The sequence below is a fragment of the Microbacterium karelineae genome (genome assembly GCF_009745985.1).
In the GTDB taxonomy this organism is placed as follows: domain Bacteria; phylum Actinomycetota; class Actinomycetes; order Actinomycetales; family Microbacteriaceae; genus Microbacterium; species Microbacterium karelineae.
On record NZ_WFIX01000032.1, the window covers coordinates 1 to 21483 of the forward strand.

At 70.0% G+C, this 21483-nt stretch carries 16 protein-coding genes; 7 read left to right on the plus strand and 9 right to left on the minus strand.

The genetic code is table 11. The annotated features are described in order from the left end of the window. From GB932_RS00165 to GB932_RS00180, 4 genes are all read right to left on the minus strand, one after another. Positions 1 to 1966, minus strand: a 1966-nt coding sequence (locus tag GB932_RS00165; RefSeq protein ID WP_197517175.1) for a hypothetical protein, incomplete at its 3' end; no start/stop codon positions are given. Positions 1967 to 2244: 278 nt separating this feature from the next. Further along, the gene (locus GB932_RS19315; RefSeq protein ID WP_156758782.1) at positions 2245 to 4641 is read right to left on the minus strand and encodes a helix-turn-helix transcriptional regulator; all 2397 of its coding nucleotides are present in this window, start codon (positions 4639 to 4641) and stop codon (positions 2245 to 2247) included. A 146-nt stretch (positions 4642 to 4787) separates the two neighbouring features. Beyond that, entirely contained in the window at positions 4788 to 5366 is a 579-nt protein-coding gene (locus GB932_RS00175; RefSeq protein ID WP_156758783.1) for a hypothetical protein, read from the minus strand. Between the two features lie 52 nt (positions 5367 to 5418). After that, positions 5419 to 5643, minus strand: coding sequence for an LAVTG motif-containing sortase-dependent surface protein (locus GB932_RS00180; protein ID WP_156758784.1), 225 nt, complete (start codon positions 5641 to 5643; stop codon positions 5419 to 5421). Positions 5644 to 5662: 19 nt separating this feature from the next. On the opposite strand from GB932_RS00180, the gene GB932_RS00185 reads away from it, so the two are divergent. Further along, on the plus strand, positions 5663 to 6181 hold the full coding sequence (locus tag GB932_RS00185) for an adenine phosphoribosyltransferase (RefSeq protein ID WP_156758785.1): 519 nt from the start codon (positions 5663 to 5665) through the stop codon (positions 6179 to 6181). Between the two features lie 10 nt (positions 6182 to 6191). On the opposite strand, the gene GB932_RS00190 is transcribed toward GB932_RS00185, so the two are convergent. Together GB932_RS00190 and mmsA (GB932_RS00195) are read right to left on the minus strand one after the other, a co-directional pair. Continuing rightward, the gene (locus GB932_RS00190) at positions 6192 to 7448 is read right to left on the minus strand and encodes an ROK family transcriptional regulator (RefSeq protein WP_156758786.1); all 1257 of its coding nucleotides are present in this window, start codon (positions 7446 to 7448) and stop codon (positions 6192 to 6194) included. Next, positions 7448 to 8974: a multiple monosaccharide ABC transporter ATP-binding protein gene (gene mmsA / locus GB932_RS00195; protein ID WP_156758787.1), complete on the minus strand. Its 1527-nt coding sequence runs from the start codon at positions 8972 to 8974 to the stop codon at positions 7448 to 7450. Before mmsA (GB932_RS00195) ends, GB932_RS00190 begins: the two co-directional genes overlap by 1 nt. A gap of 193 nt (positions 8975 to 9167) precedes the next feature. Here mmsA (GB932_RS00195) and chvE point away from each other — a divergent pair, with 193 nt between their 5' ends. From chvE to GB932_RS00225, 6 genes are all read left to right on the plus strand, one after another. Further along, a complete protein-coding gene (gene chvE / locus GB932_RS00200) occupies positions 9168 to 10313 on the plus strand; it encodes a multiple monosaccharide ABC transporter substrate-binding protein (protein ID WP_156758887.1) in 1146 nt (381 codons plus the stop codon). Positions 10314 to 10405: 92 nt separating this feature from the next. Further along, positions 10406 to 11959, plus strand: coding sequence for a multiple monosaccharide ABC transporter ATP-binding protein (gene mmsA / locus GB932_RS00205; RefSeq protein ID WP_156758788.1), 1554 nt, complete (start codon positions 10406 to 10408; stop codon positions 11957 to 11959). Then, positions 11956 to 13179 carry a multiple monosaccharide ABC transporter permease gene (gene mmsB, locus GB932_RS00210; RefSeq protein WP_156758789.1) on the plus strand — a complete coding sequence of 408 codons (1224 nt, stop codon included), beginning with the start codon at positions 11956 to 11958 and terminating at the stop codon, positions 13177 to 13179. Before mmsA (GB932_RS00205) ends, mmsB begins: the two co-directional genes overlap by 4 nt. A gap of 85 nt (positions 13180 to 13264) precedes the next feature. After that, positions 13265 to 14311 (plus strand): amidohydrolase family protein, encoded by a 1047-nt coding sequence (locus GB932_RS00215; protein WP_156758790.1) that lies wholly within the window; start codon positions 13265 to 13267, stop codon positions 14309 to 14311. Positions 14312 to 14462: 151 nt separating this feature from the next. Next, entirely contained in the window at positions 14463 to 15818 is a 1356-nt protein-coding gene (locus tag GB932_RS00220; RefSeq protein ID WP_231915931.1) for a multidrug effflux MFS transporter, read from the plus strand. A gap of 129 nt (positions 15819 to 15947) precedes the next feature. Beyond that, positions 15948 to 17462: a nucleobase:cation symporter-2 family protein gene (locus GB932_RS00225; RefSeq protein WP_156758791.1), complete on the plus strand. Its 1515-nt coding sequence runs from the start codon at positions 15948 to 15950 to the stop codon at positions 17460 to 17462. Here GB932_RS00225 and GB932_RS00230 read toward each other — a convergent pair. Genes GB932_RS00230 through GB932_RS00240 form a run of 3 tightly spaced genes read right to left on the minus strand, consistent with a single transcriptional unit; the run spans position 17434 to position 21327 of the window. Next, complete coding sequence (locus tag GB932_RS00230) at positions 17434 to 18618, minus strand: MalY/PatB family protein (RefSeq protein ID WP_156758792.1); 1185 nt, start codon at positions 18616 to 18618, stop codon at positions 17434 to 17436. The two genes, GB932_RS00225 and GB932_RS00230, sit on opposite strands and share 29 nt — an antisense overlap. Then, complete coding sequence (locus tag GB932_RS00235) at positions 18618 to 19319, minus strand: SDR family oxidoreductase (RefSeq protein WP_231915932.1); 702 nt, start codon at positions 19317 to 19319, stop codon at positions 18618 to 18620. The genes GB932_RS00230 and GB932_RS00235 overlap by 1 nt, the downstream gene beginning before the upstream one ends. Positions 19320 to 19329: 10 nt before the next feature. Further along, complete coding sequence (locus GB932_RS00240) at positions 19330 to 21327, minus strand: FAD/NAD(P)-binding protein (protein WP_156758794.1); 1998 nt, start codon at positions 21325 to 21327, stop codon at positions 19330 to 19332. Positions 21328 to 21483 lie beyond the last annotated feature (156 nt).

The window sequence follows — 21483 nt, forward strand, 5'->3', positions numbered from 1 at the left end:
CGGTGACGGTGGCGGGTCCCTCCGCGGTGAGCGGGAAGTTCTCGACCGTCGCGGTGCCGCCGTGGTCGTTGACGACCTCCTTGACGAGGGTCAGCCGCGGGGCGATGTCGTCGTTGACCAGCACGCAGTAGGCGCTTTCGCCATTGGCGAGGGTCACGTCGTGGCCGTCGACGATCTCGAGTTCGACCTCGCGGTCGCTCGTCTCCCAGCAGCGCGTGCTCGTGAGTTCGTACCCGTCGACGACGCTCTCGGAGAGACCGTAGGTTCCGGCGGGGACTGCGACGTCGGTGACGGCGTCGGATCCGCTCGGCCCGCTGATGTAGACAGGCCCGTCGGCATCGAGGGTGAAGTCCTCGGGAGCGGCGGTGCCGCCGTCGTCGTTCACGACCTCCTTCACGAGCGTGAGGTGCGCGGGCTGATCGTCGTTCGTGATCGTGCAGGTCACGGACGTCTGTTCGGCGACCGTGACGACGTTCCCGTTCAGTTCGCCACCCGTGCACACCCAATCGCTCGCGTCATAGCCTCCGGCCGTCTGCTCGGACAGCGTGTAGTCGCCGGCGGCGACGAGACCCGTCAGCCCGACGCCCTGCGCGGGATCCGGATCCGTGCCCTGCAGGACGACCTCTCCGCTGCCGTCCTCGGCCGTCAGGGTGAAGTCGTCGACGGTGAGGGTGCCGCCGTGGTCGTTCGTGACGACCTTCTCGAGCGTGAGCGACGTGACGGCGTTGGTGATGACACACGACGGCGCCTCCGCCACGGTGGCGGGGAACATCGGGAAGACCGCGCCGGTCGACGCGCCGTTCTCGTAGAGGGTGACGGATTCGACGGGCGCACCCGCGACGAACAGATTCGTGTACGTGCAGACGACGGTGTCGAGGCTGACGCCCGTCGGCAGCTCGTCGGTGAGCTCGCGCACGAGGTAGTCGGGGTCGGCGAACAGGTTCTGCCAGGTGTGGCTCTCGCCCGCACCGATCGAGGCGGTGATGGAGGCGACGTCGCCGTCCTCGTCCAGGACGGGGCCGACGAGGTCGCCGGCGTGCACCGGCATGCCGTCCGCCTGCTCGATCACATACCGGAACAGGAGGTCGTCCGGCACGGGGCCGTTCGTCTCCTTCGTGACGGTGAGGCCGTTGCAGTCGCTGATGACGAGCGGCGGCGGCGACATCGTGTCCTGCAGCTGCGCCTGCTGGCTGTTGCCCGTGCGGGACATCACCTGGCCGCTCGTGAAGGTGTCGCACTGGTCGTGGGTGAAGATTCCCGAGTCCGTGAGGTCGACGGCCATCTCGCCGAACGTGCCGACGTTGCCGTCGACGCCGTTCGTGCCGTAGTCGGCCTCGTAGGCGGCGGTTCCTGCGACCCACTGGGCTCCGTCCCAGCGGAGCACCTGGATGTCGACGGCCCCGCCTCCGTTGGCGTCGTAGTTGAACTCGATCAGGAGGTCGTCGTCGCGCCCCGCGAGGGGGCCGGTGAACTCCTGGTACACGGTGAGGTCGCCCGTGCCATCGGCCGAGCGATTCCAGAACTGGTAGAGGATGATGTGCGCCTCGCCGTCGACGTCCACGATCTCGTACGCGGATCCCGCCGAGCAGAGGTCGCTCTTGCCGTTGACGTTTCCGGTGCCGATCGTCCACGGATCCGAGTCGATCGTCTGACTGCCCGGGAACATCGACGGATCCTGCTGCGGCGGGAGGCCATCGGTCGCGCAGTACTCCTCGCCCGAGGTGTATCCGAGGATCCCGGTCGACGGGTCCCCCTCGGTCGTCGTGTACGGGCCGTAGGCGGTCCCCGCGAGCACCCCGTCCCAGTCGTTCGCGCCGGCCATGTCCCCGTCGATCTCGAACAGGGTGTTCACATTGCCGACCGTCGTCGGGATGTCCGCAGCGAACGCGGGAGGTGTGGCCAGACCGGCTGCCGCGAGAGCGGCGGCGGCCGCGATGGCTCCGAGGCGGGTGCGTGTGCGCGACATGGGCAGAGTCCTTGCATACGGGGTCGGGAGACGTCCGAACGCTATGCCCGGGGGACTGCCCGCGGACAGGGGGCGCGGGGGACCGTTGCGCGGATGTCACGATGCCCAGCGCGCCGCGAGCCGTTCCCAGCGGGACCGGTGGATCGCGGCGAGCGACCTGGTGTTCAGAGTCGGCGGATCCATGCGGTTCAGCGTCCGCTCGGGCGGCGGAGCGAGTACGCGAACGGAGGGGGGTGATGCCGGGGGTCTCGAACGGGTGATGGAGTGGGTGACGACCGTCAGCGCACGAGGCCGGCGCGCTGCGCGGCATGGACCGCATCGGCGCGCGACGACACCCTGAGCTTGCGATAGATGCCGCTGACCTGCGACTTGATCGTGTTCGACGACACCCCGAGCCGATCGGCGATCTCGCGGATCGTGCCGCCCTCGACGAGGAGATCGAGCACGGCATGCTCGCGCGCCGTGAGCGACGGCGGAATGTCCGCATCGCTCGCGATCTCGGACGCGACCGCCCGGAGCGCGCGCACGACGTCCGATGCGGCGCGGTCGAGGCGGAGGAGAGCGGCGTCCTCGAACACAGCGGCGAGCCAGGCGGGCCCCTGCTGTGCGAAGGGGAGCAGCCTGCCCGTCTGCGCGGCGATGTGCAGGGCGTCGTCCAGCGCCTCGCGCGCGGCCGTGGCGTCTCCCGCGCGGCGACGGGCCGCGTGCAGGATCACCTGGGCGCGCATCGTCAGCCGGATCGAGACGCCGTGCACGCGCTCGAGGATCCGTTCGGTGCGCGAGATGGCGTCTTCGGCGTCATCGAGCTGGAGGTGAGCGACCGCGCGCTGGAGCTCGGCGTGCGGGAAGGAGTCGGCGTCGAGGTCTCCCTCATCCAGCTGCTCGAGCGCCTCGCGCGGTCGACCGGACGCGAGCAGCGATTCTGCGCGGATCGCCCGAAGCCAGCGCCGCTGACCTGTCGACATCCGGGCGACCTGCACCTGTGAGGCGAAGAGGTCGATCTCGCTGACCGCCGCGCGGGGCGCCCCGAGCACGCCGAATGCGAGGGCGCGCAGGCCCGCCTCGATGAGCGGGACGGTGCGCGGGTCGTCGATCTCATAGTGTGCAGGGACCGCGAGCCTCCGGCGCACGTCGGCGACCTCGAGCCTGTTCAGGGCGTAGCCGAGGTTCTTCGCCGCGGACGCGAGTCGACGCCGCGACGGCCTCGCGGGTGCGCGGATCGACAGATGCGCCGTTGTGTCGTGCGACAGATACGCGGCGACGGCCGCCAGCTCGCCCGACATCGCCGCGAGCTCGTCGAGCCCATGGGCCGTCGCCCAGGTCGCGGCCGACTCGAAAGAGCGCAGCGCCTCGTCGACCCGGCTCGATTCGATCGCGCTCAGCCCCGTATGGAAGGCGATCATCGCCCGGTCCTCGTCCACGGGCAGGACCGACGAGAGAGCGTGCAGGCGCTCGAGGGACGCCACCTGCTCCCCGCGGAGTCGCTGTGCCGCCGCGCGCATCGCGAGGAGGATCGCGGCGTCCTCGGGCGCCATCCCCGCGGATCGCGACGCGACGTGCGCGAGCAGGTCCTCGGCCTGTGCGAGGTCGGCGTCAGGCACGCGTCCACTGTGTCCGGCGTGTGAGATGTCGATGAGCACGCGCGCGAGCGCCAGGCGGAGGCGAGGGTCCTCGCTCACCCGGAGCGCGGACACGAGGGCGCCGCGGACCTGCTCGACCGGGATCCGTGCGAGATCGCGCCAGCGGACGGACAGGAGGCGGGCGCGGATGTGCGGCGAGATCGACGAGATCCGCACGGCGTCGCCGACCTGCGCGGGGAGGTCGAGCGCGCCGATCGCCTCGGAGGCGAGGGTGCGCGTCTCGTGGTCATCATGCAGCGCCGCGCCGCGCCGGAACGCGGCCGTCATTCCGGGGGCGAACGCGAGGAGGCCGTCGGAATCGGCGCGGAGGAAACCGGCCTCGAGGAGCGTCGTCTTGAAGGCTGCAGTGCGGCGACTATGGGACCAGAGCGCGTCGACGGCGGCTCGCGAGAGGGGAGACAGGTGGGCGGTCGCGACGGCCGCCCTCCACTCCTGCATCCGGTTCTCGTCGCCCTCGGTCCTGCTCGCGAGGGCCGCGACGGTCGCATCGCAACCGCGGCGGATGTGCGAATCGCTCAGCGCGCCGCGCGCCGAGGCCTCGGTCACGATCGCGTCGACCGCGGGTGGGTAGCCCGCCGTCGCCTCGACCATCCTCATCGCCTGCACGGCCGACATCCGCACGCCGACCGATTCGGCGAGCGCGAGAGCCTCGTCGCGTGTGAACGCGAGCAGCGAACCACCGATCTGGACACCCGGCCGCACGCCTCGCGCCGACGCGCCCGGCGGCCAGCCGAGCGGCGAGACGACGACGAGGATCGCGTCCGGAGCGCGGTTGCGGCACGTGACGACGAGATCCGCGTCCTCGTCGGAGGTGTCCGCGAGGGTGACGATGACGATGTCGCCCCCGATGTCGTCGGGTGGGACGTGGCGGGAGCGCCAGGCGGCGGAGCGCCCTGCCGCGTCGAGCCACCGCGTGAGGACAGTGCTGATGCCGGAGCCGTCCGGGGCGCGGACGAGCACGGTCTCCCCTGGATGGATCCCGTTCATGAGCGCGAGCAGCCGGGGACGTGCCGAGCCGCTCTCGGAGGACGACATCGCGCACCCCTTCCTGCGCGTCCACACGGCGCCATTCGCACGCATGGTCCGAAGGGCCGACATTCCGCGTCGTCGGGCCGACGCGGGTACCCGGGTATGCGCAGAGTCTGCCGCAACTCGGCGCCACCCGCCAGGGCGCGCGCGAATCAGGCGGGCGGCAGCTTCAGAACGTTCGACTCGCCGACCTCGAGATCCTCGACCCAGCGCAGCGTCCGTGCGAGCTCGTCGAGGTGGGGGACGAAGATGAGGAACCGCTCGCGGTCAGGGCACACGGCGTGCAGCGAGACCAGCTGCGTTCCCGTATCCCACGTGTATGTCGCAAACGGAGTGCGGCCGTTCTGCGGCTGATCCATCACGAGCCTCTCACCGACGCCGAGGTGCGGGTTCGAGAAGTTCTCGGTGTCGTCGTACTCCATCGGCATCGACGCACGGGCGGCGCGGAGGTGCGGCGTCAGGTCCTGAACCTGCGCGAGCGCGGCGAGGGCGGACGGATCCTCTTTCCACGACCAGGCGAGGAATCGACCGTTCGCGTTCCGCAGCCCCGCCTTGATGACGCGCGTGGCGAGGAAGCTCATCACGCCCGATCCCGGCTGGCCCTGCGTGACGCCCGCCGTCGACAGGAGCATCCGGATCGCGGCCTTGCGGTGGCGCCCGCCGCCGAAGCCTCTGCCCCTGAGCGGCACCCAGCGGTCGAGGTCGGCGTCGGCCTGCAGATGGGACGTCATGCGTCCAGGGTACGGCGCTCCGGGCGGCGCGGGACCTCGGGACGGTCCCGGATCAGTCGCGGCCGCGGCGCCGCAGGAAGAAGAACAGCGCCCCGCCGGCGACGATGAGCACGGCCGCGATGGCGATGATGATGCCGGAGATCTGCCCGCCGGTCGCGGCCAGCTCCGCGGCGACCTCGTACGCGTGCGCTGAGATGTCCATGCGCCCATTCTCCCGCATAGATGGCGGATCCGCGGCGCGGGCGCCGCGCGTCGCCGCGCGGATCCTGTCAGTCATCGCCGGTACGCTCGTCGCCGTGACCACTCCTGCGCTCGCTCGCGCCGAATCGCTGATCGCCCTGACGCCCGACTATCCCGAGCCCGGGGTGCTGTTCCGCGACATCTCGCCGCTCCTCGCCGACGCCCACGCGCTGCGCGACGTGTGCGCCGCGATGGCCCGGCCCTTCCGCGGGCAGTTCGACATCGTCGGCGGCATCGAGGCGCGCGGCTTCCTGCTGGCCGGCTTCATCGCCGCGGCGGAGGGCGTCGGAGCGCTTCCGATCCGCAAGGCCGGCAAGCTGCCGAAGCCGGCGGCCGTCGTGTCGTACGAACTCGAGTACGGCACCGCGACGATCGAGGCGCCCGGCGTGCTCGAGGCGGGCGCGCGCGTCCTGCTCGTCGACGACGTGCTCGCGACGGGCGGGACGATCGCGGCCGCGCAGGAGATCATCGCGCAGCTCGGCGCGACGACGATCGGATCCGCCGTGATCCTCGAGCTCGAGGGCCTCGGCGGCCGCGCCCACGCCGGCGACGTCCACACCGTCTTCACGGCGTGACCGTCGCCCCTCACCGCGGGGGTGCGAGGGCGATGGGGTCGAGGAGCAGCGGCGCGAACGCCATCTCGGCGGGGGCGAGCTGCATGAGGCGCGAGCGCATGTGTGCGCGCTCGAGCCGCACCTGGCGGCCCTCCGCCCCGACCGGGTCGATCCGGACCGCGTCGGAGAGGCGTTCGCGGCTCGTCGCGAGAAGCACGCCGAGGTAGCCGGACAGGATCACCGCCTCGGGTGCGAATGCGTTCACGAAGTTCGTCAGAGCGAGCGACAGCAGGTCGACCTGGCGCTCGAGCTCGGCCCGGATCGCGGGGTCGCGCGCGACGCCGAGTTCGATGTCGAGCTCGTCCTCGTCGAGCTTGCGACGCCCGAGCAGCTTCAGCAGCGGGCCGGGATTGACCTCGGCCGACAGGCAGCCGCGGCGACCACACGGGCATCTCGCGCCCCGGGGGTCGATGACCGTGTGGCCCAGCTCGCCCGCGAAGCCCGACGTGCCGCGCAGCAGCGTGCCGTCGAAGATGAGTCCGCCGCCGATGCCGTACGGCGAGCCGCCGAGATACAGCAGGTTGTCGCTGCCGCGGCCGACCCCGAACCGCGCCTCGGCCATGGCGCCGACGCTCGCGTCGTTGCCGGCGGTGACGCGCAGCCCGAGCGCGCTCTCGAGCCGTGTCGCGACCTGTTCGCGCCGCCACCCGAGCGGCGGCGCGATGAGCACGGATCCCGACTCGTCCACGAGGCCGGGGATGGCGACGCCCGCCCCGACGAGGCGGTAGTGGCGGTCGATGTCGGCGCGCATGCCGTCGACGAGCGACGCCGTGATCTGGGCGAAGCGCTTCGGGTTCGGCGGGCTCGCGAGGTCGTGCCGCACGCGCGAGTGCACGGCGCCGCCGAGCCCGACGAGCGCGACGGAGACCGCGTCGGGCTCGACGCGGATCCCGAGCGCGGCCACGGCGTCGTCGGCGGCGACGCTGAGCGACGGGCGTCCCCGGCGACCCGTCGGCGCCGCCTCGGCCTCGCGCACGAGGCCGGCCTCGAGCAGGTCCGTCACGAGCGCCGTCACGGTCGAACGATTCAGTCCCGTGACGGATCCGATGTGCGATCGCGACTGCGGCCCCGATCCGTGGACGAGCCGAAGGACGGCCGACAGATTCTGCTGCCGGACCTCCTCGTTCGTCGTGCGCGCGCCGACCGTACGCGGGGGCACGCCGCCCCACGACGCGGGCCCGCGCCCTCCCGCCGTCTCCTCTTCGCGCATCGTCACCACGTCGCCCATCAGGTCTCGGCCGTCATGTATCGCATGAGGAGTTCCTGCGTCGCGTCCTCGCGGGACACCTCGCCCGTGACACGCCCCGCCGAGATGGCATAGATCCGGTCGGAGAGGCCCAGGATCTCGGGCAGCTCCGACGAGATGACGACGACGGCCTTGCCCTGTGCCGCGAGCTCGCCGATGATGCCGTAGATCTCGTACTTGGCGCCGACGTCGATGCCTCGGGTCGGTTCGTCGAGGATGAGCACGTCGGGGTTCGTGAACATCCACTTCGACAGCACGACCTTCTGCTGGTTCCCGCCGGACAGGTTCCCCGTCACGGCGCTCACGCTCGGTGCCTTGATGTTCATCTTGTAGCGGTAGGCGTCGGCGACCTTGTGCTCGCGGAACCGGTCGACGATGCCGAGCCGCGCGAGCCGCGACAGCGCCGCCGCCGACACATTCGCCTGGATGTCGCCGATGAGGTTCAGGCCGTACCGCCCCCGATCCTCCGTGACGTAGGCGATGCCGTGTGAGATCGCCTGCTCGACGGTGCGCAGCGAGATCTCCTCGCCGCGCAGGAAGGCGGATCCGGTGATCCGGGATCCGTAGGAGCGGCCGAAGATGCTCATCGCGAGCTCTGTGCGGCCCGCGCCCATGAGGCCCGCGAACCCCACGATCTCGCCGGCGCGGACGGAGAAGCTCGCGTCGTCGACGACGACCCGCTCGGGATCGGCGGCGTGGTGGACCGTCCAGTTCTCGACGCGGAACAGCTCCTCGCCGATGTCGGGCTCGCGAGGTGGGAAGAAGCTGTCGAGGTCGCGGCCGACCATGGCCCGGATGATCCGGTTCTCGTCGGTCGCGGGTTCGTCTGTCCGCATCGTCTCGACCGTCGCGCCGTCGCGGATCACCGTGATCCGGTCGGCGATGCCGAGCACCTCGCGCAGCCGGTGGGAGATGACGATGCAGGTGATCCCCTGCGCACGGAGCTGTTCGATCAGCGCGAGCAGGCGATCGGAGTCGGCCTCGCCCAGTGCCGCGGTCGGCTCGTCGAGGATCAGGATCCGCACATCCTTCGCGAGCGCCTTCGCGATCTCGACGAGCTGCTGCCCGCCGATGCCCAGCTCGACGGCCTTCGTCGTCGGCGCCTCGTCGAGACCCACGCGCGCCATCAGCTCGGCGGCACGCTCGTTCGTGCGCTTCCAGTCGATGAGCCCGTGCCGCACGACCTCGTTGCCGAGGTGGATGTTCTCGGCGATCGAGAGCTGGGGGACGAGCGCGAGCTCCTGGTGGATGATGACGATGCCGCGCTCTTCGCTGTCGTTGATGGAGCGGAAGGAGACCTCGCGTCCGTCGAGCTCGATGCGCCCCTCGTAGGTGCCCGCGGGGTGGACCCCGCTCAGCACCTTCATGAGGGTCGACTTGCCCGCGCCGTTCTCGCCGCAGATCGCGTGCACCTCCCCGGGCATCACGTCGAGCGAGACCTCCGAGAGGGCCGTCACGCCGTGGAACCGCTTGGTGATGCCGGCGGTGCGCAGGATGGGGTCAGACATGTCGGTCGATCCGCGTTCCTCTCTGAGCCGCCTGGCGTCACCGTATGTTATGCGAAAGTAATTTGTCCGCAGGCTCCGCAATATGTATTGTGCCATGCAGTGGTCCGGCGCGAAGGGTGCGCCGGATCTGAAGTCCAGGTGGTCCCACGCGGTGTGGGAGCGCTCCCTTTCGATGGAGAGAGACACAGCAATGATGCGAAATGGCCTGCGGATGATCGGCGTCACGGGCGTCGTGGCCCTCGGAATCGGACTCGCCGGATGCGCGAGCGACGGCGGCTCGGGCGACGGCGGAGACGGCGCCGCGGAGGACATCACGGTCGGCGTCGCGATGCCGACGGAGACGTCGGAGCGGTGGATCGCCGACGGCGAGGCCGTCGAGTCGCAGCTGGAGGAGGCCGGCTACGAGGTCGACCTGCAGTTCGCGAACGACGACATCCCCCGTCAGCAGCAGCAGATCGACCAGATGATCACGAACGGCGCCGACATCCTCATCGTCGCGTCGATCGACGGCACGGCGCTCGCGACGCAGCTCGAGAACGCCGCTGACAAGGGGATCCCGGTCATCGCGTACGACCGCCTCATCAACGGCACGGAGGACGTCGACTTCTACGTGACGTTCGACAACTACACCGTCGGCATCCAGCAGGCGCAGTCGCTCCTGCGCGGCCTCGGCTACCTCGACGAGAACAACGAGGAGACCGGGCTCGATGAGGAGAAGGTCATCGAGCTGTTCGCCGGCTCGCCCGACGACAACAACACGAAGTTCTTCTACCAGGGCGCGATCGACACCCTGCAGCCGTTCCTCGACGACGGCCGTCTGACCGTGCCGTCGGGGCAGATGGACATGGACACCGTCTCGACGCTCCGCTGGGACCAGGCCACGGCGCAGCGCCGCATGGAGGACCTGCTCACGAGCACCTATGACGGCGGATCCAAGGCGCTCGACGGCGTGCTCGCGCCCTACGACGGCATCTCGCGCGGCATCATCACGGCGCTCGAGAACGCGGGCTACGGCTCGACGATCGAGGAGGGCCTGCCGATCCTCTCGGGCCAGGACGCCGAGATCGCGTCGGTCAAGCTGATCCGCGACGGCGTGCAGTACGCGACCATCTTCAAGGACACGCGCAAGCTCGCATCGCAGGCGGTCGCCGCCGCCACCTCGTACGCCGAGGGCGAGGAGCCCGAGGCGAACGACACCGAGACGTACGACAACGGCGAGAAGGTCGTCCCGGCGTTCCTGCTCGAGTCGGACATCGTCGTCGCCGACAACATCGGCGAGCTGCTCGTCGACTCGGGCTACTGGACCGAGGACGAGATCGAGGCGGGCGTCGCGGAGTAACCCCGCGGTCCCGCGTCCGCCGGGCCGCCTGCGCGGCGGCCCGGCGGACGCGGTCCCACCCGTGTTCAGCGACATGAACGACAGGAGCAGCGATGTCTGACGCGATCCTCGAGATGCGCAACATCACCAAGAACTTCCCCGGCGTCAAGGTGCTCAAGGACGTGAGCCTGAGCGTTGCGCGCGGCGAGATCCACGCCATCTGCGGCGAGAACGGCGCGGGCAAGTCGACCCTCATGAAGGTGCTGTCCGGGGTCTACCCGCACGGATCCTTCGACGGCCAGATCTACTTCGACGGCGCGCCCCAGAAGTTCCACGCGATCAAGGACTCCGAGCGCGCGGGCATCGTCATCATCCACCAGGAGCTGGCGCTCGTGCCGGCGCTGTCGGTGACGGAGAACATCTTCCTCGGCAACGAGATCACGAGCCGCGGCCTGATCGACTGGCACGAGGCGAACGCGGAGGCGGCGAAGCTGCTCGAGCGCGTCGGCCTCCGAGAGAACCCGACGACGCCCATCGGCCAGCTCGGCGTCGGCAAGCAGCAGCTCGTCGAGATCGCGAAGGCGCTCACGAAGGACGTCAAGCTCCTCATCCTCGACGAGCCGACCGCGGCGCTCAACGACACCGACTCGGAGCACCTGCTCGGCCTGCTGCGCGACCTGCGCGAGCAGGGGATCACGTGCATCATCATCAGCCACAAGCTGGGCGAGATCGTCGACATCGCCGACTCGACGACGATCATCCGCGACGGCGAGACGATCGAGACGATCGACATGCACGGACCCGACGCAACGCAGGATCGCATCATCCGCGGCATGGTCGGGCGCGCGCTCGAGAGCCGATTCCCCGAGCGCACGCCGAGCATCGGCGAGGAGATATTCCGCGTCGAGAACTGGCGCGTGATGCACCCGACGCAGCCGGGCCGCGTCGTCGTCGACGATGCGTCGATCTCCGTGCGCGCCGGTGAGATCGTCGGGATCGCGGGCCTCATGGGAGCGGGCCGCACCGAGTTCATGATGAGCGTCTTCGGCCGCACCTACGGCCGCGACGCGTCCGGCAAGGTGTTCCTGCACGGGCAGGAGATCTCGACGCGCACCGTGAAGGACGCGATCGCGAACAAGATCGCCTATGTGTCGGAGGACCGCAAGACCTATGGTCTGAACCTCATCAGCGACATCAAGACGAACGTCTCGTCGTCGGCGCTCGGCAAGCTTTCGACGGCCTCGATCTTCGTCAACGGCAACGAGGAGATCAAGATCGCCGAGCAGTACCGGCGCGATCTCAACATCAAGTCGCCGACCGTGGCGCAGGTGGTGGGCAACCTCTCGGGGGGAAACCAGCAGAAGGTCGTCCTCTCGAAGTGGCTGTACACCGACCCCGAGGTGCTGATCCTCGACGAGCCCACCCGAGGGATCGACGTGGGGGCGAAGTACGAGATCTACGAGATCGTGGGCGCCCTCGCCGCCGCCGGCAAGGCCGTGATCGTCGTCTCGAGCGAGCTGCCCGAGCTGCTCGGCCTGTCGGACCGCGTCTACACCCTCGCCTACGGGCGGATCACCGGCCAGCTTCCCGTCGCCGAGGCGACGCAGGAGAAGCTCATGGGCCTCATGACTATCGAAAGCTCTTCCCCGAAGGAGGCCGCAGCATGAACAATGTGGCGTCAGAGGTCTGGAACCTCCTCACGCATAACCTGCGCACGTCCGGCATCTACATCGCGTTCATCGGCATCATCCTCGTGTTCGCCGTGGCGACGCAGGGTACGCTTCTCAGCCCCGAGAACGTGACGAACATCGTCCTGCAGAACGCGCACATCCTCATCATGGCGCTCGGCATGATCCTCGTGATCGTCGGCGGGCACATCGACCTCTCGGTCGGATCCGTGCTGGCGTTCGCGTCGGCTGTCTCGGCCGTGCTCGTCATCCGCATGGGCATGCCCTGGTGGGTCGGTGTCATCGCCGCCATCATCACGGGCATCGTCGTGGGTGTCTGGCAGGGCTTCTGGGTCGCGTTCGTCGGGATCCCGGCGTTCATCGTGACGCTCGCGGGCATGCTGCTGTTCCGCGGCCTCACCTGGCTCGTTCTCGACAACGTGTCTCTCTCGCCGTTCCCCTCCGACTACCGCGAGGTGGCGAGTGGATTCATCGATCCGGTCTTCGGAGAGATCGTCATCGGCGAGGGCACGGGCCTGAAGTCGGTCGCGCAGACGGTCGACGTCTTCACGCTGCTGATCGGCGTGCTCGCAGTCGTCGGTCTCGTCGTGAGCTCGTGGCGCAACCGCCGCACGCGCATCGGCTACAACCAGCCGGTCGAGTCGATGACGCTGTTCGTCGTGAAGCTCGTCGCCGTCGGCGCGGTCCTGCTCGCCTTCGCGTGGGCGCTCGCCTACAACCGCGGCTTCCCCATCGTGCTCATCATCGTCGCCGTGCTCATCCTGATCTACCAGGTGGTCACGAACCGCACGGTGTTCGGCCGTCACGTGTATTCGGTGGGCGGCAACCTCTCGGCCGCGCGCCTCTCGGGCGTGAACGTCAAGAGCGTGAACTTCTGGATCTTCGTCAACATGGGCATGCTCACGGGCATCGCGGCGGCGGTGTTCTCGTCGCGGTCGAACGGCGCCCAGCCCGGCATGGGCAACATGTTCGAGCTCGACGTGATTGCGGCGTGCTTCATCGGCGGCGCCTCGACGATGGGCGGTGTCGGCCGCGTCGGCGGCGCCCTCGTCGGCGGCCTCGTGATGGCGGTCATGACCAACGGCATGCAGCTGCTGGGCGTCCCGCAGTCGAGCCAGCAGATCGTCAAGGGCCTCGTGCTTCTGCTCGCCGTCGCGTTCGACGTCTACAACAAGCGTCGCGCCGGCGCCACGCGCTGAGCCGTCGGCCCGATACAGGGCCCCTCGTCTCCGTTCGAGAGACGCGGGGCCCTCGTCCGCGCTCGGCGCGACTACCGTGGAACCCGTGACAGCTGACCTTCCCACCTCCACCTCCATCGCGGCGCGCCGCACCTTCGTCGGCGAGTCGTTCCGGCCCGCGACCGTGCGGATCACCGACGGCCGCGTCAGCGGCATCGGCCGCTTCGACGCGCAGGCGGACACGGTCGTCGACGACACGCACGTCCTCATTCCCGGCCTCGTCGACCTGGCGGGCGACGGATCCGCAGCCGGGACGTCGGCCGCGGCGCAGGGCGGGGTGACGACCCTCGCGACGACATCCGAGTCGCCCGCGGCGCAGCGCCAGGCGGCGTCCGAGGAGACGTCCGTCGACGTCGCGCGCCGCGTCGCCGTCGTGCCCGAGACGCTGGGCGACATCGCGGCGCTCCTCGACGCCGGCGCCATCGGACTCTCGTGTGGATTCGCGGCCGGCGGCGCGGATGGCGCGCTCGATGCGGCCGGCTTGGAGCGGGCCCTCTCCGAGGTCGCCGCGCATGACAGCGCCCTCGCCGTGAGCCTCGGCGGGCCGAGCGAGGCGGACGGCGTGCGCGCCGTGGCGGACGCGGCGCGGCGCACCGGCGGGCGCGCCCACATCGTGCGACTCGCGACGGCCGAGGGTGTGGAGGCGCTGCGCTGGGCCAAGGCCGATGGCGCGAACATCACGGCGGCGGCCGGCGCCGACGACGCGGATGGCCTCTGGGATGCGCTCGCCGACGGCACCATCGACGCGATCGCAGGGGACATCGGTCCGTCTGCGTTCGCCTCCGCATGGGCGATCGCGCGCGGGCACGGCCTCGCGCTCGAGGACGTCCTCCCGTTGCTCGCCGAGCGCCCCGCCGCCGTGCTCGGGATCTCGCGCGGCGAGATCAGCCGCGGCGCACCGGCGCACCTCATCGTCATCGACCCGGCCGACGGATCCGTCGTGTCGACGTTCCTGCGCGGCGAGCGCGTGTTCTCTCGCGACACGGGTGTCACGGCGCACCTCGGGCGCGAGGTGCTCGCGGACGACGACGAGGGCGAGCTCGACGGCGTGCTCGCGCTCGGCACGGGCACGCTTCCGGCTCCCGGCGCCTGACGCTCCGCTCCGACGCGCAGAGGGCCGCACCGGGCAGCGCCCGTCACACGATGACGCGTGCGTAAATTCCATGTTCGGTCTCGGCGCGCCCCGGGACGTGTGTCGTAGCGTCGCCGGGAACTCTCCCAGGAGCCCGAGCGGAGGCGACACCTTGACGGACGACGAACGCGCGCAGCCGATGACCGGCACGATCCCCACCGCGACGGGGCTGATCCCGATCCCCACAGGCCTCGTGCCGGTGTCGGATCGCGTTCGCGCCGCGTCGCATGAGACGACGACGATCCAGATCGGGGATCGCTTCTCCCGGACGCGGCGTCTCGTCTACGTGATCCTCCTGGGGGCGCTCACAGCGCTCGGCCCGTTCACGATCGACATGTACCTGCCCGCCTTCCCGGCGCTCGAGGCCGACTTCGACACGACGGAGGCCGTCGTGCAGCTCACCCTGACAGGGACGATGGTCGGATTCGCCGTGGGGCAGCTGGTCATCGGGCCGCTGAGCGACAGGTGGGGTCGCCGGGTCCCGCTGCTGGTCTCGACGGGAGTGCATATCCTTGCGAGCACCGTCGCCATCTTCGCTCCGTCCCTGGAGTCGCTCGGGATCGCGCGCGTGCTGATGGGAATCGGCGCGGCCGGGAGCGGCGTCATCGCCATGGCCATGGTTCGCGACCTGTTCGGCGGGAGACGGCTCGTGGTGATGCTGACGCGCCTCGCTCTCGTCACGGGACTGGCGCCCGTGGTCGCCCCGCTCGTCGGTTCGCTGCTGCTGGAGATGATCGCGTGGCGGGGACTCTTCGCGGTGCTCGCCGGATATGGGATCACGATCCTCGGCTGTGCGATCTTCGTCCTGCCGGAGACGCGGCCGTTCGATGATCGCGTGTCCGCCGGCTCGGTGTCCGTCCGACACCGTTATCGCGTGGTGTTCTCGGATCGCGTGTACGTCGGCGTCCTCGTCATCGGCGCGATGACGTTCTCGGGGGTGCTCTCGTATCTCTCATCGTCGTCGTTCGTCTTCCAGGTGCAGTACGGCCTCACACCGATCCAGTACGGCGTCGTGTTCGCGGCGAACTCGATCGGCGTCATCGTCGGGAATCAGATCGCGGGTCGTGTCGCGATCCGATCCGGTCCGCATCGGGTGCTCGCGTTCTCGACCGCGGCGCTGCTCGTCACGGCGGTGGCGATTCCGGTCTGCGCGGCGCTCATCCCCACCGTCTGGGGAGTGATCGTGCCGGTGTTCCTGTTCATGACCTCGTGCGGTCTGATCTTCCCGTGCGCCCAGGTGCTCGCACTCGATCGTCACCCGGACGCGGCCGGTACGGCCGCGAGCGTGCTCGGCGCCGCGAACAACGGTGTGGCGGGCCTCGTCGCACCACTCGCCGGCCTCGTATCGGTGTCGGGAGACGCGACGCCGCTCTCCATGGCGTCGATCATGATCGTCTGCGCCGTCGTCGGGATCCTCGCCCTCTGGCTGATCGTGCGGCCTGGGCGCCTCGGGGCGCTGCGGGGGTGATCCGCGGAGTCGAGATCGCGACCGCGGGGTGTCCGTTCTCGCTCTCGACGAGGCGATCCTTCGACGCGCCGCACAGACCTGTCTCCTGCCCGAAACACGCGCGCAAACGCGCATGAATATCGTCGCGGCATGACGACGAGCATCCGCACTCAGACTCGACGCGACGGCAACGCCGTCGATTCGATCCCGCCGCTCGCGAGGCTGTTCCCGCTCGGCCTGCAGCACGTGCTCGCGATGTACGCGGGTGCGGTCGCGGTGCCGCTCATCGTGGGCGGCGCGTTCGGCTTCGAGGGCGCCGACCTCGCGTACCTCATCAGCGCCGACCTGCTCATCGCGGGGATCGCGACGATCCTGCAGTCCGTCGGATTCTGGCGCTTCGGCGTGCGCCTGCCGATCATGCAGGGCGTCACCTTCGCGGCCGTCGGCCCGATGATCGCGATCGGGCAGAGCTATCCGATCACGGCCGTGTTCGGCGCGACGATCGCGTGCGGGCTGTTCATGATCCTCATCGCGCCGTTCTTCTCGCAGCTGCTGCGGTTCTTCCCGCCGATCGTGACGGGGACCGTGATCCTCATCATCGGCCTCTCGCTCATGGGCGTCGCCGCGGGGTGGATCGTCACGGGATCGGAAGACGGATCCGGATCGGGGCTGTCGCTCGCGTTCGCGGCGGGCACGCTCGCGCTCATCGTCATCATCGAGCGGTTCGCCCCGCGCGGCCTCGCCCGCGTCTCGGTGCTGCTCGGGCTCGTGATCGGCACCGCGGTCGCCGCCTTCGTCCCGGGGATGGCCGATTGGTCAGGCGTCTCCGACGCCGCGTGGTTCGGCGTCGTCACGCCCTTCCACTTCGGCCTGCCGACGTTCGAGATCGTGCCGATCCTGTCGATGCTCATCGTCGGCATCGTCATCATGACCGAGACGACGGGCGACATGATCGCCGTCGGCGAGATCGTCGACAAGCCCGTCACGCGCCGGCAGCTCGCCGACGGCCTGCGGGCCGATGGGCTCGGCACGATGCTCGGCGGCATCTTCAACACCTTCCCGTACACGGCGTTCGCGCAGAATGTGGGCCTCGTCTCCCTGACGGGCGTGCGCTCGCGGTTCGTCGCGACGGCCGCCGGCGCGATCCTCGTGATCCTCGGCCTGCTGCCGAAGGTGTCCGCGCTCGTCGAGGGTGTCCCCCGGGCGGTGCTCGGCGGCGCGGGCATCGCGCTGTTCGGCATGGTCGCAGCGAGCGGCATCCGCACCCTCGCGAAGGCGAAGCTCGACAACCGCAACGTCCTCACCATCGCCCTGTCGGTCGGCATCGCCCTGCTGCCGACCGTGTCTCCGAACATCTATCACCAGATGCCGACGTGGTTCCAGCTGATCTTCGACTCGGGGATCTCGGCGGGCGCCATCGCGGCGATTCTCCTCAACCTGCTGCTCGGTGGATCCTCACGCCGCTATGGGAAGGATCCCGCGCTTCCGACCTACGACGGCATGCGCGGCCCCGCGGCGGCCGCCCTCGTGCACCCCGACGCGACGGGCACCGGCCTCATCCCCGTGACGGTGCTCGGCCGGGACGGGGCCGTGCTCGAGACGGTCGACGCGGACGGCCAGCCGATCGACGCCCACGTCATCGTTCCGGACGACGAGGGAAAGTAGAGGCCGCGAACGGTGCTGCTTCTGCCGCTGCTCGGCCGATCCGTCGGATCGCCTCGTCGAGGGTCTCGGGCTCCATCGCGAAGTTCAACCTGATGTGGTGCTCGAATCCGCGGCCGCACTCGGCGCCGTCGGTGGTGACGACATGAGCGACGTCGGCCAGCACACGGGCTGGGGAGTCCGCGAGGGCATATGCCGAGAAGTCGACCCACGCAAGGTAGGTGGCGTCCGGCATGCGAAACTCAGCGAGCGGGACATGCTCGGTCAGCAGGTCGCGCAGCAGACGGCGATTTCCATCGAGTCGCTCGACCATGTCGGCGAGCCAGTCGGCGCTGTCGCGGTAGGCGGCGATCGCGGCGACCGCGCCCAGGATGGAGCCGTCCTCAGCGGGCCACGGGTCCTGTGCTTCCCAGCGCTCCTGGTCGCGGGAGTTCGAGAGGATCAGCTGCGCCGTCTTGAGGCCGGGGAGGTTCCAGCCCTTGGACGTCGCGATAGCCGACACTGTGTGGGCGGCGGTTGTGACGGAATGCGCCGCGTAGGGCCGGTACCGATCCGGGCCGAACACGATCGGGGAGTGGATGGCGTCGCTGAAGACCTGACCGCCGTGCCGATCGACGATCTCGGCGATCCCCTGAGTCTCCTCCTCGGTCAGGACCTGGCCAAGCGGGTTGTGCGGGTCGCAGAGGACCAGCAGCCCTCCGCCCGCGGCGAACGCCGCGTCCAGGGCGACGAGGTCGATGGTGCTGCGTCCGTCGGCTGAGCGCACGGCTGGGATCTGGATGATGTCGCGTCCGAGGCCTCGCGGCACGGTGAGGAATGGCATATACGCGGGCGTCGGGACCACCACGGCGCTTTCAGGCCGCGTGAAATGCGTGATGGTCAGTCGCAGCGCCGTGAGCACGTCGGGCACGAGGTGCACCCAGGGCGGCGGCACGGTCCAGCCGAGTGCGGTGGCCAGGTAGTCGGCGCACGCACCCTCCGCCTCGCGGGCGAGAGAAGTGGGCAGGTACGTCAGGAACCCCTCGTCAACGGCTCGGTGGAGCGCCGAGCGGACTGCCGGCGAGGTGCCATAGTCGGTCTCGGCCACCCAGGCGCCGATCTTGCCCGGCGCGATGTCCCACTTCTTGCGGTGCCACGTCGGCCTCGAGGACGCACTCATCAGATCCTCGCGATCTCGACGCGTGGGCGCGCCGCGATATCGGTCAGGTGGACGTCAGGCGGCGCGTCGACGGCGAACCGCACCGTCTGCGCGATCGACTCGGCGCGGATGTAGCGATCCGGCTCGTAGGTTCCACCGCCGGCGGCCACGGAGGCACGGAGCATCGGCGTGTCTGTCTGTCCGGGGCTGACGGTCACGACGCGCACGCGCGACGGTTCCTCGTCGATCCGGAGAACGTCTGCCACACCCTTCAGAGCGTGCTTGGCCGCGGTGTAGACAGCGCTGCCAGGCACCGGTCGCGTCGACGCGCCCGATCCGATGAACACGACGGTTCCGGATGCCGCGCGCAGCATCGGCAGGAGCGCGCGGGTCAGCAGCGCCGGGGCGACGACGTCGGTGTCGAGGTGACGCCGCCAATCCTCCGCGCTGGCGTCGGCGACGCCCAGGGCCTGGGCGACCGCGGCGGCGTGCACGAGTACATCCACGCGGCCGACGGCATCGGCCACGTCGGCCAGGTCGTCGACGTCGGCCAGGTCCAGCGGATGGACCCGACATCCCGTCTCGGCCGACAGTGCTTCGAGAGCCTCGCGGTTCCTGCCGACGGCGAGCACGAGGTGGGTGGCCGACAGCTCGCGGACGCAGGCTCCTCCGATGCCGCCGGACGCGCCCGTCACGATGGCGCAGGGTCGCTCTTCGTTCACGTGTTCCTCCTCATTGCGGGACATCGGTGGGCCGGAACGCGCCCAGCGCGATGCGGACGGCGCTGCGCGCCACACGATCCGTTTCGCGCAGCATCGTCGCGTCGGCGCCGGGCATCGGGCTGATGATGCTGTCGTGCATGGCTTCTTCGATCGGGATCCCCGAGACGTGGATCGCCGCATCGGGCGTGCCGTCGGCCCCGATCAGCAGACCGGTGGCCGGATCGATGTCCATCGCCCCGGTCGCGACGACATGTCCTGTGCGCGACCGGACGTCGAAGGATCGCACTCGTCCCTGCGACAGCAGCGAGGCGACGAGCGGATCGGCGCTGGCAGACAGGTCGTGGAATCGCATCCATGCGTCGATGAGCACAGGGGCCTCCACCGCCGAGCCCTCGACGACCGGCGAGCTCGCGCGGAAGCGGCCGTTCTCGATCGTCACCTGCGCCGCTGGTCCGATGAAGCGAACGAGCCCCGCCGCGACGAGCGCGAGGAGCTGCCGGTTGCGGAACGCGGGCGGGCCCGAGCCGACCATGCCACCCACCGCGAGGATGCGCCGGAAGCCGGAGGCGCGCGATTCCGCGTCGAAGCCCCCGAACGCGCCGATGACGCTCACGGGTTGGCGGGCGGAGCTGATCGACCACAGCGCGGCCTTCAGCGGGCTCTCGGTGCCGGTCGCAGACTCCGCCAGATCCTCGGCAAGGTAGCGAGCGACGTACTCGCCGAAGGCACCGGGCGAGTCGAATCGCGTGTCACCCGTCGGATCCACGGCAGCCGCGAGATCGAGACGGTCGGACACATCGGGGACGAGGGACTCGACCACGGCATCGAGCGCTCCCGGTTCGCCGGGCGCCCGCCCGATCGCCTCCAGCACGTCATCGAGTTCAGCGGTGAACGCGGCGGGCCGCACGCGGTGGAGCGTTTCGTAGTAGGCGGCGAAGGCATCCTTGACGACGAGCGGCCACAGCGCGCTGTCGACGTCGATCGGCCGGGCGACGGCATCCCAGTCGACGCCGCGCAGGTGGGGGTGGCCCGCGCGGGGCGGAAGGCCACCGTAGAGCGACTTCGCCCGGTACGGCAGGCCTCGGTGCGAGGTGACGTGCAGGATCGGCTCTCGCCCGGAGGCGATGTATCGCAATCCGCCGGGATCGGATGGGCTCTCATCGAATCGCCCGCCACGGCCCAGCGTGAGGAGGGCCATCGCGTCGAAGAACCCCATGCCGAGTCCTCTCACGATCGCGTGGACGCCGCCTGGTACGTGGTGCAGCTCCTGGTCGACGGGGCTGTCAGGTCGCACCCAGACGAGGCCGGGGTGCAGGGCGACGGCCCGCGCGATCTCCCCCTCGGCCGGCGTGCGACGCCGGGGCATCCAGCCGGTCGCGAGGATCACGGCATCCGCTTCGATCTTCGCGCCGGTATCGAGCGAGACGACCTGGCGGCCGTGCTCGGTGGTGATGTCGATCGCGCGTGCGATGTGGCTGACGACCTCGACTCCGGCCGGCCGCAAGGCGACCGCATGGTCGAACGCCCACGAGATGTACTCGCCGTAGAGGGCGCGGCTCGGATGCGACTCCGGCCGCAGCGTGCGCAGCTCCGTGTCGTAGTCCGACGCGAATCCGGTCCGCACCGGCGTCGTGAGGAAGGCTTCGCAATGGGATGCCGCCACCTCCGCGGCCTCGTCCTCCCGCTCCGTTCCGCCCTGGGCACCATAAGCCAGCACCGCCCATTCGTAGAGGGTGGGGCCGGGCACCACCGACCCCTTCATCGTCACCGACGCGTCGGTGAAGAGCGTCACGGCGCCGGCGAGGGTGTTCATGCAGAGCTCGCGGGTCTGATCAGTTCGCCAGATGCGGCCGGCGCCCACCTGGACGTCGTCGACGATGTGGACGGTCAGCGGGTGCGGGGCGTCCACGCAGCCGTCGCGGATGGCGGCAGTGATGCGCTCGAGCAGCGATACCCCACGCGGCCCGCCCCCGATGACGGCGATTTCGGCTCGGATCTCGTTGTGCACTCTCCTTGTATAGGACCCCGCTCCCGGTCGGCGCGAAGTGCATAACGGGGGCTTATCGCGGTCATCGCCGTCGGCTCGAACACGACGTTTCGCCGTAACAACGGCTTGTCACCATGACAGTGCGCGCAGGCGCCTCGGGTACACCCGGGTCGAACC

Excerpts from the sequence above, each read along its gene's own strand:
- GB932_RS19315 (WP_156758782.1), bottom strand. The coding sequence starts at position 4,641 with ATGTCGTCCTCCGAGAGCGGCTCGGCACGTCCCCGGCTGCTCGCGCTC.
- GB932_RS00175 (WP_156758783.1), bottom strand. The coding sequence starts at position 5,366 with ATGACGTCCCATCTGCAGGCCGACGCCGACCTCGACCGCTGGGTGCCG.
- GB932_RS00180 (WP_156758784.1), bottom strand. The coding sequence starts at position 5,643 with ATGACTGACAGGATCCGCGCGGCGACGCGCGGCGCCCGCGCCGCGGAT.
- GB932_RS00190 (WP_156758786.1), bottom strand. The coding sequence starts at position 7,448 with ATGGGCGACGTGGTGACGATGCGCGAAGAGGAGACGGCGGGAGGGCGC.
- mmsA (WP_156758787.1), bottom strand. The coding sequence starts at position 8,974 with ATGTCTGACCCCATCCTGCGCACCGCCGGCATCACCAAGCGGTTCCAC.
- chvE (WP_156758887.1), top strand. The coding sequence starts at position 9,168 with ATGCGAAATGGCCTGCGGATGATCGGCGTCACGGGCGTCGTGGCCCTC.
- mmsA (WP_156758788.1), top strand. The coding sequence starts at position 10,406 with ATGTCTGACGCGATCCTCGAGATGCGCAACATCACCAAGAACTTCCCC.
- mmsB (WP_156758789.1), top strand. The coding sequence starts at position 11,956 with ATGAACAATGTGGCGTCAGAGGTCTGGAACCTCCTCACGCATAACCTG.
- GB932_RS00225 (WP_156758791.1), top strand. The coding sequence starts at position 15,948 with ATGACGACGAGCATCCGCACTCAGACTCGACGCGACGGCAACGCCGTC.
- GB932_RS00230 (WP_156758792.1), bottom strand. The coding sequence starts at position 18,618 with ATGAGTGCGTCCTCGAGGCCGACGTGGCACCGCAAGAAGTGGGACATC.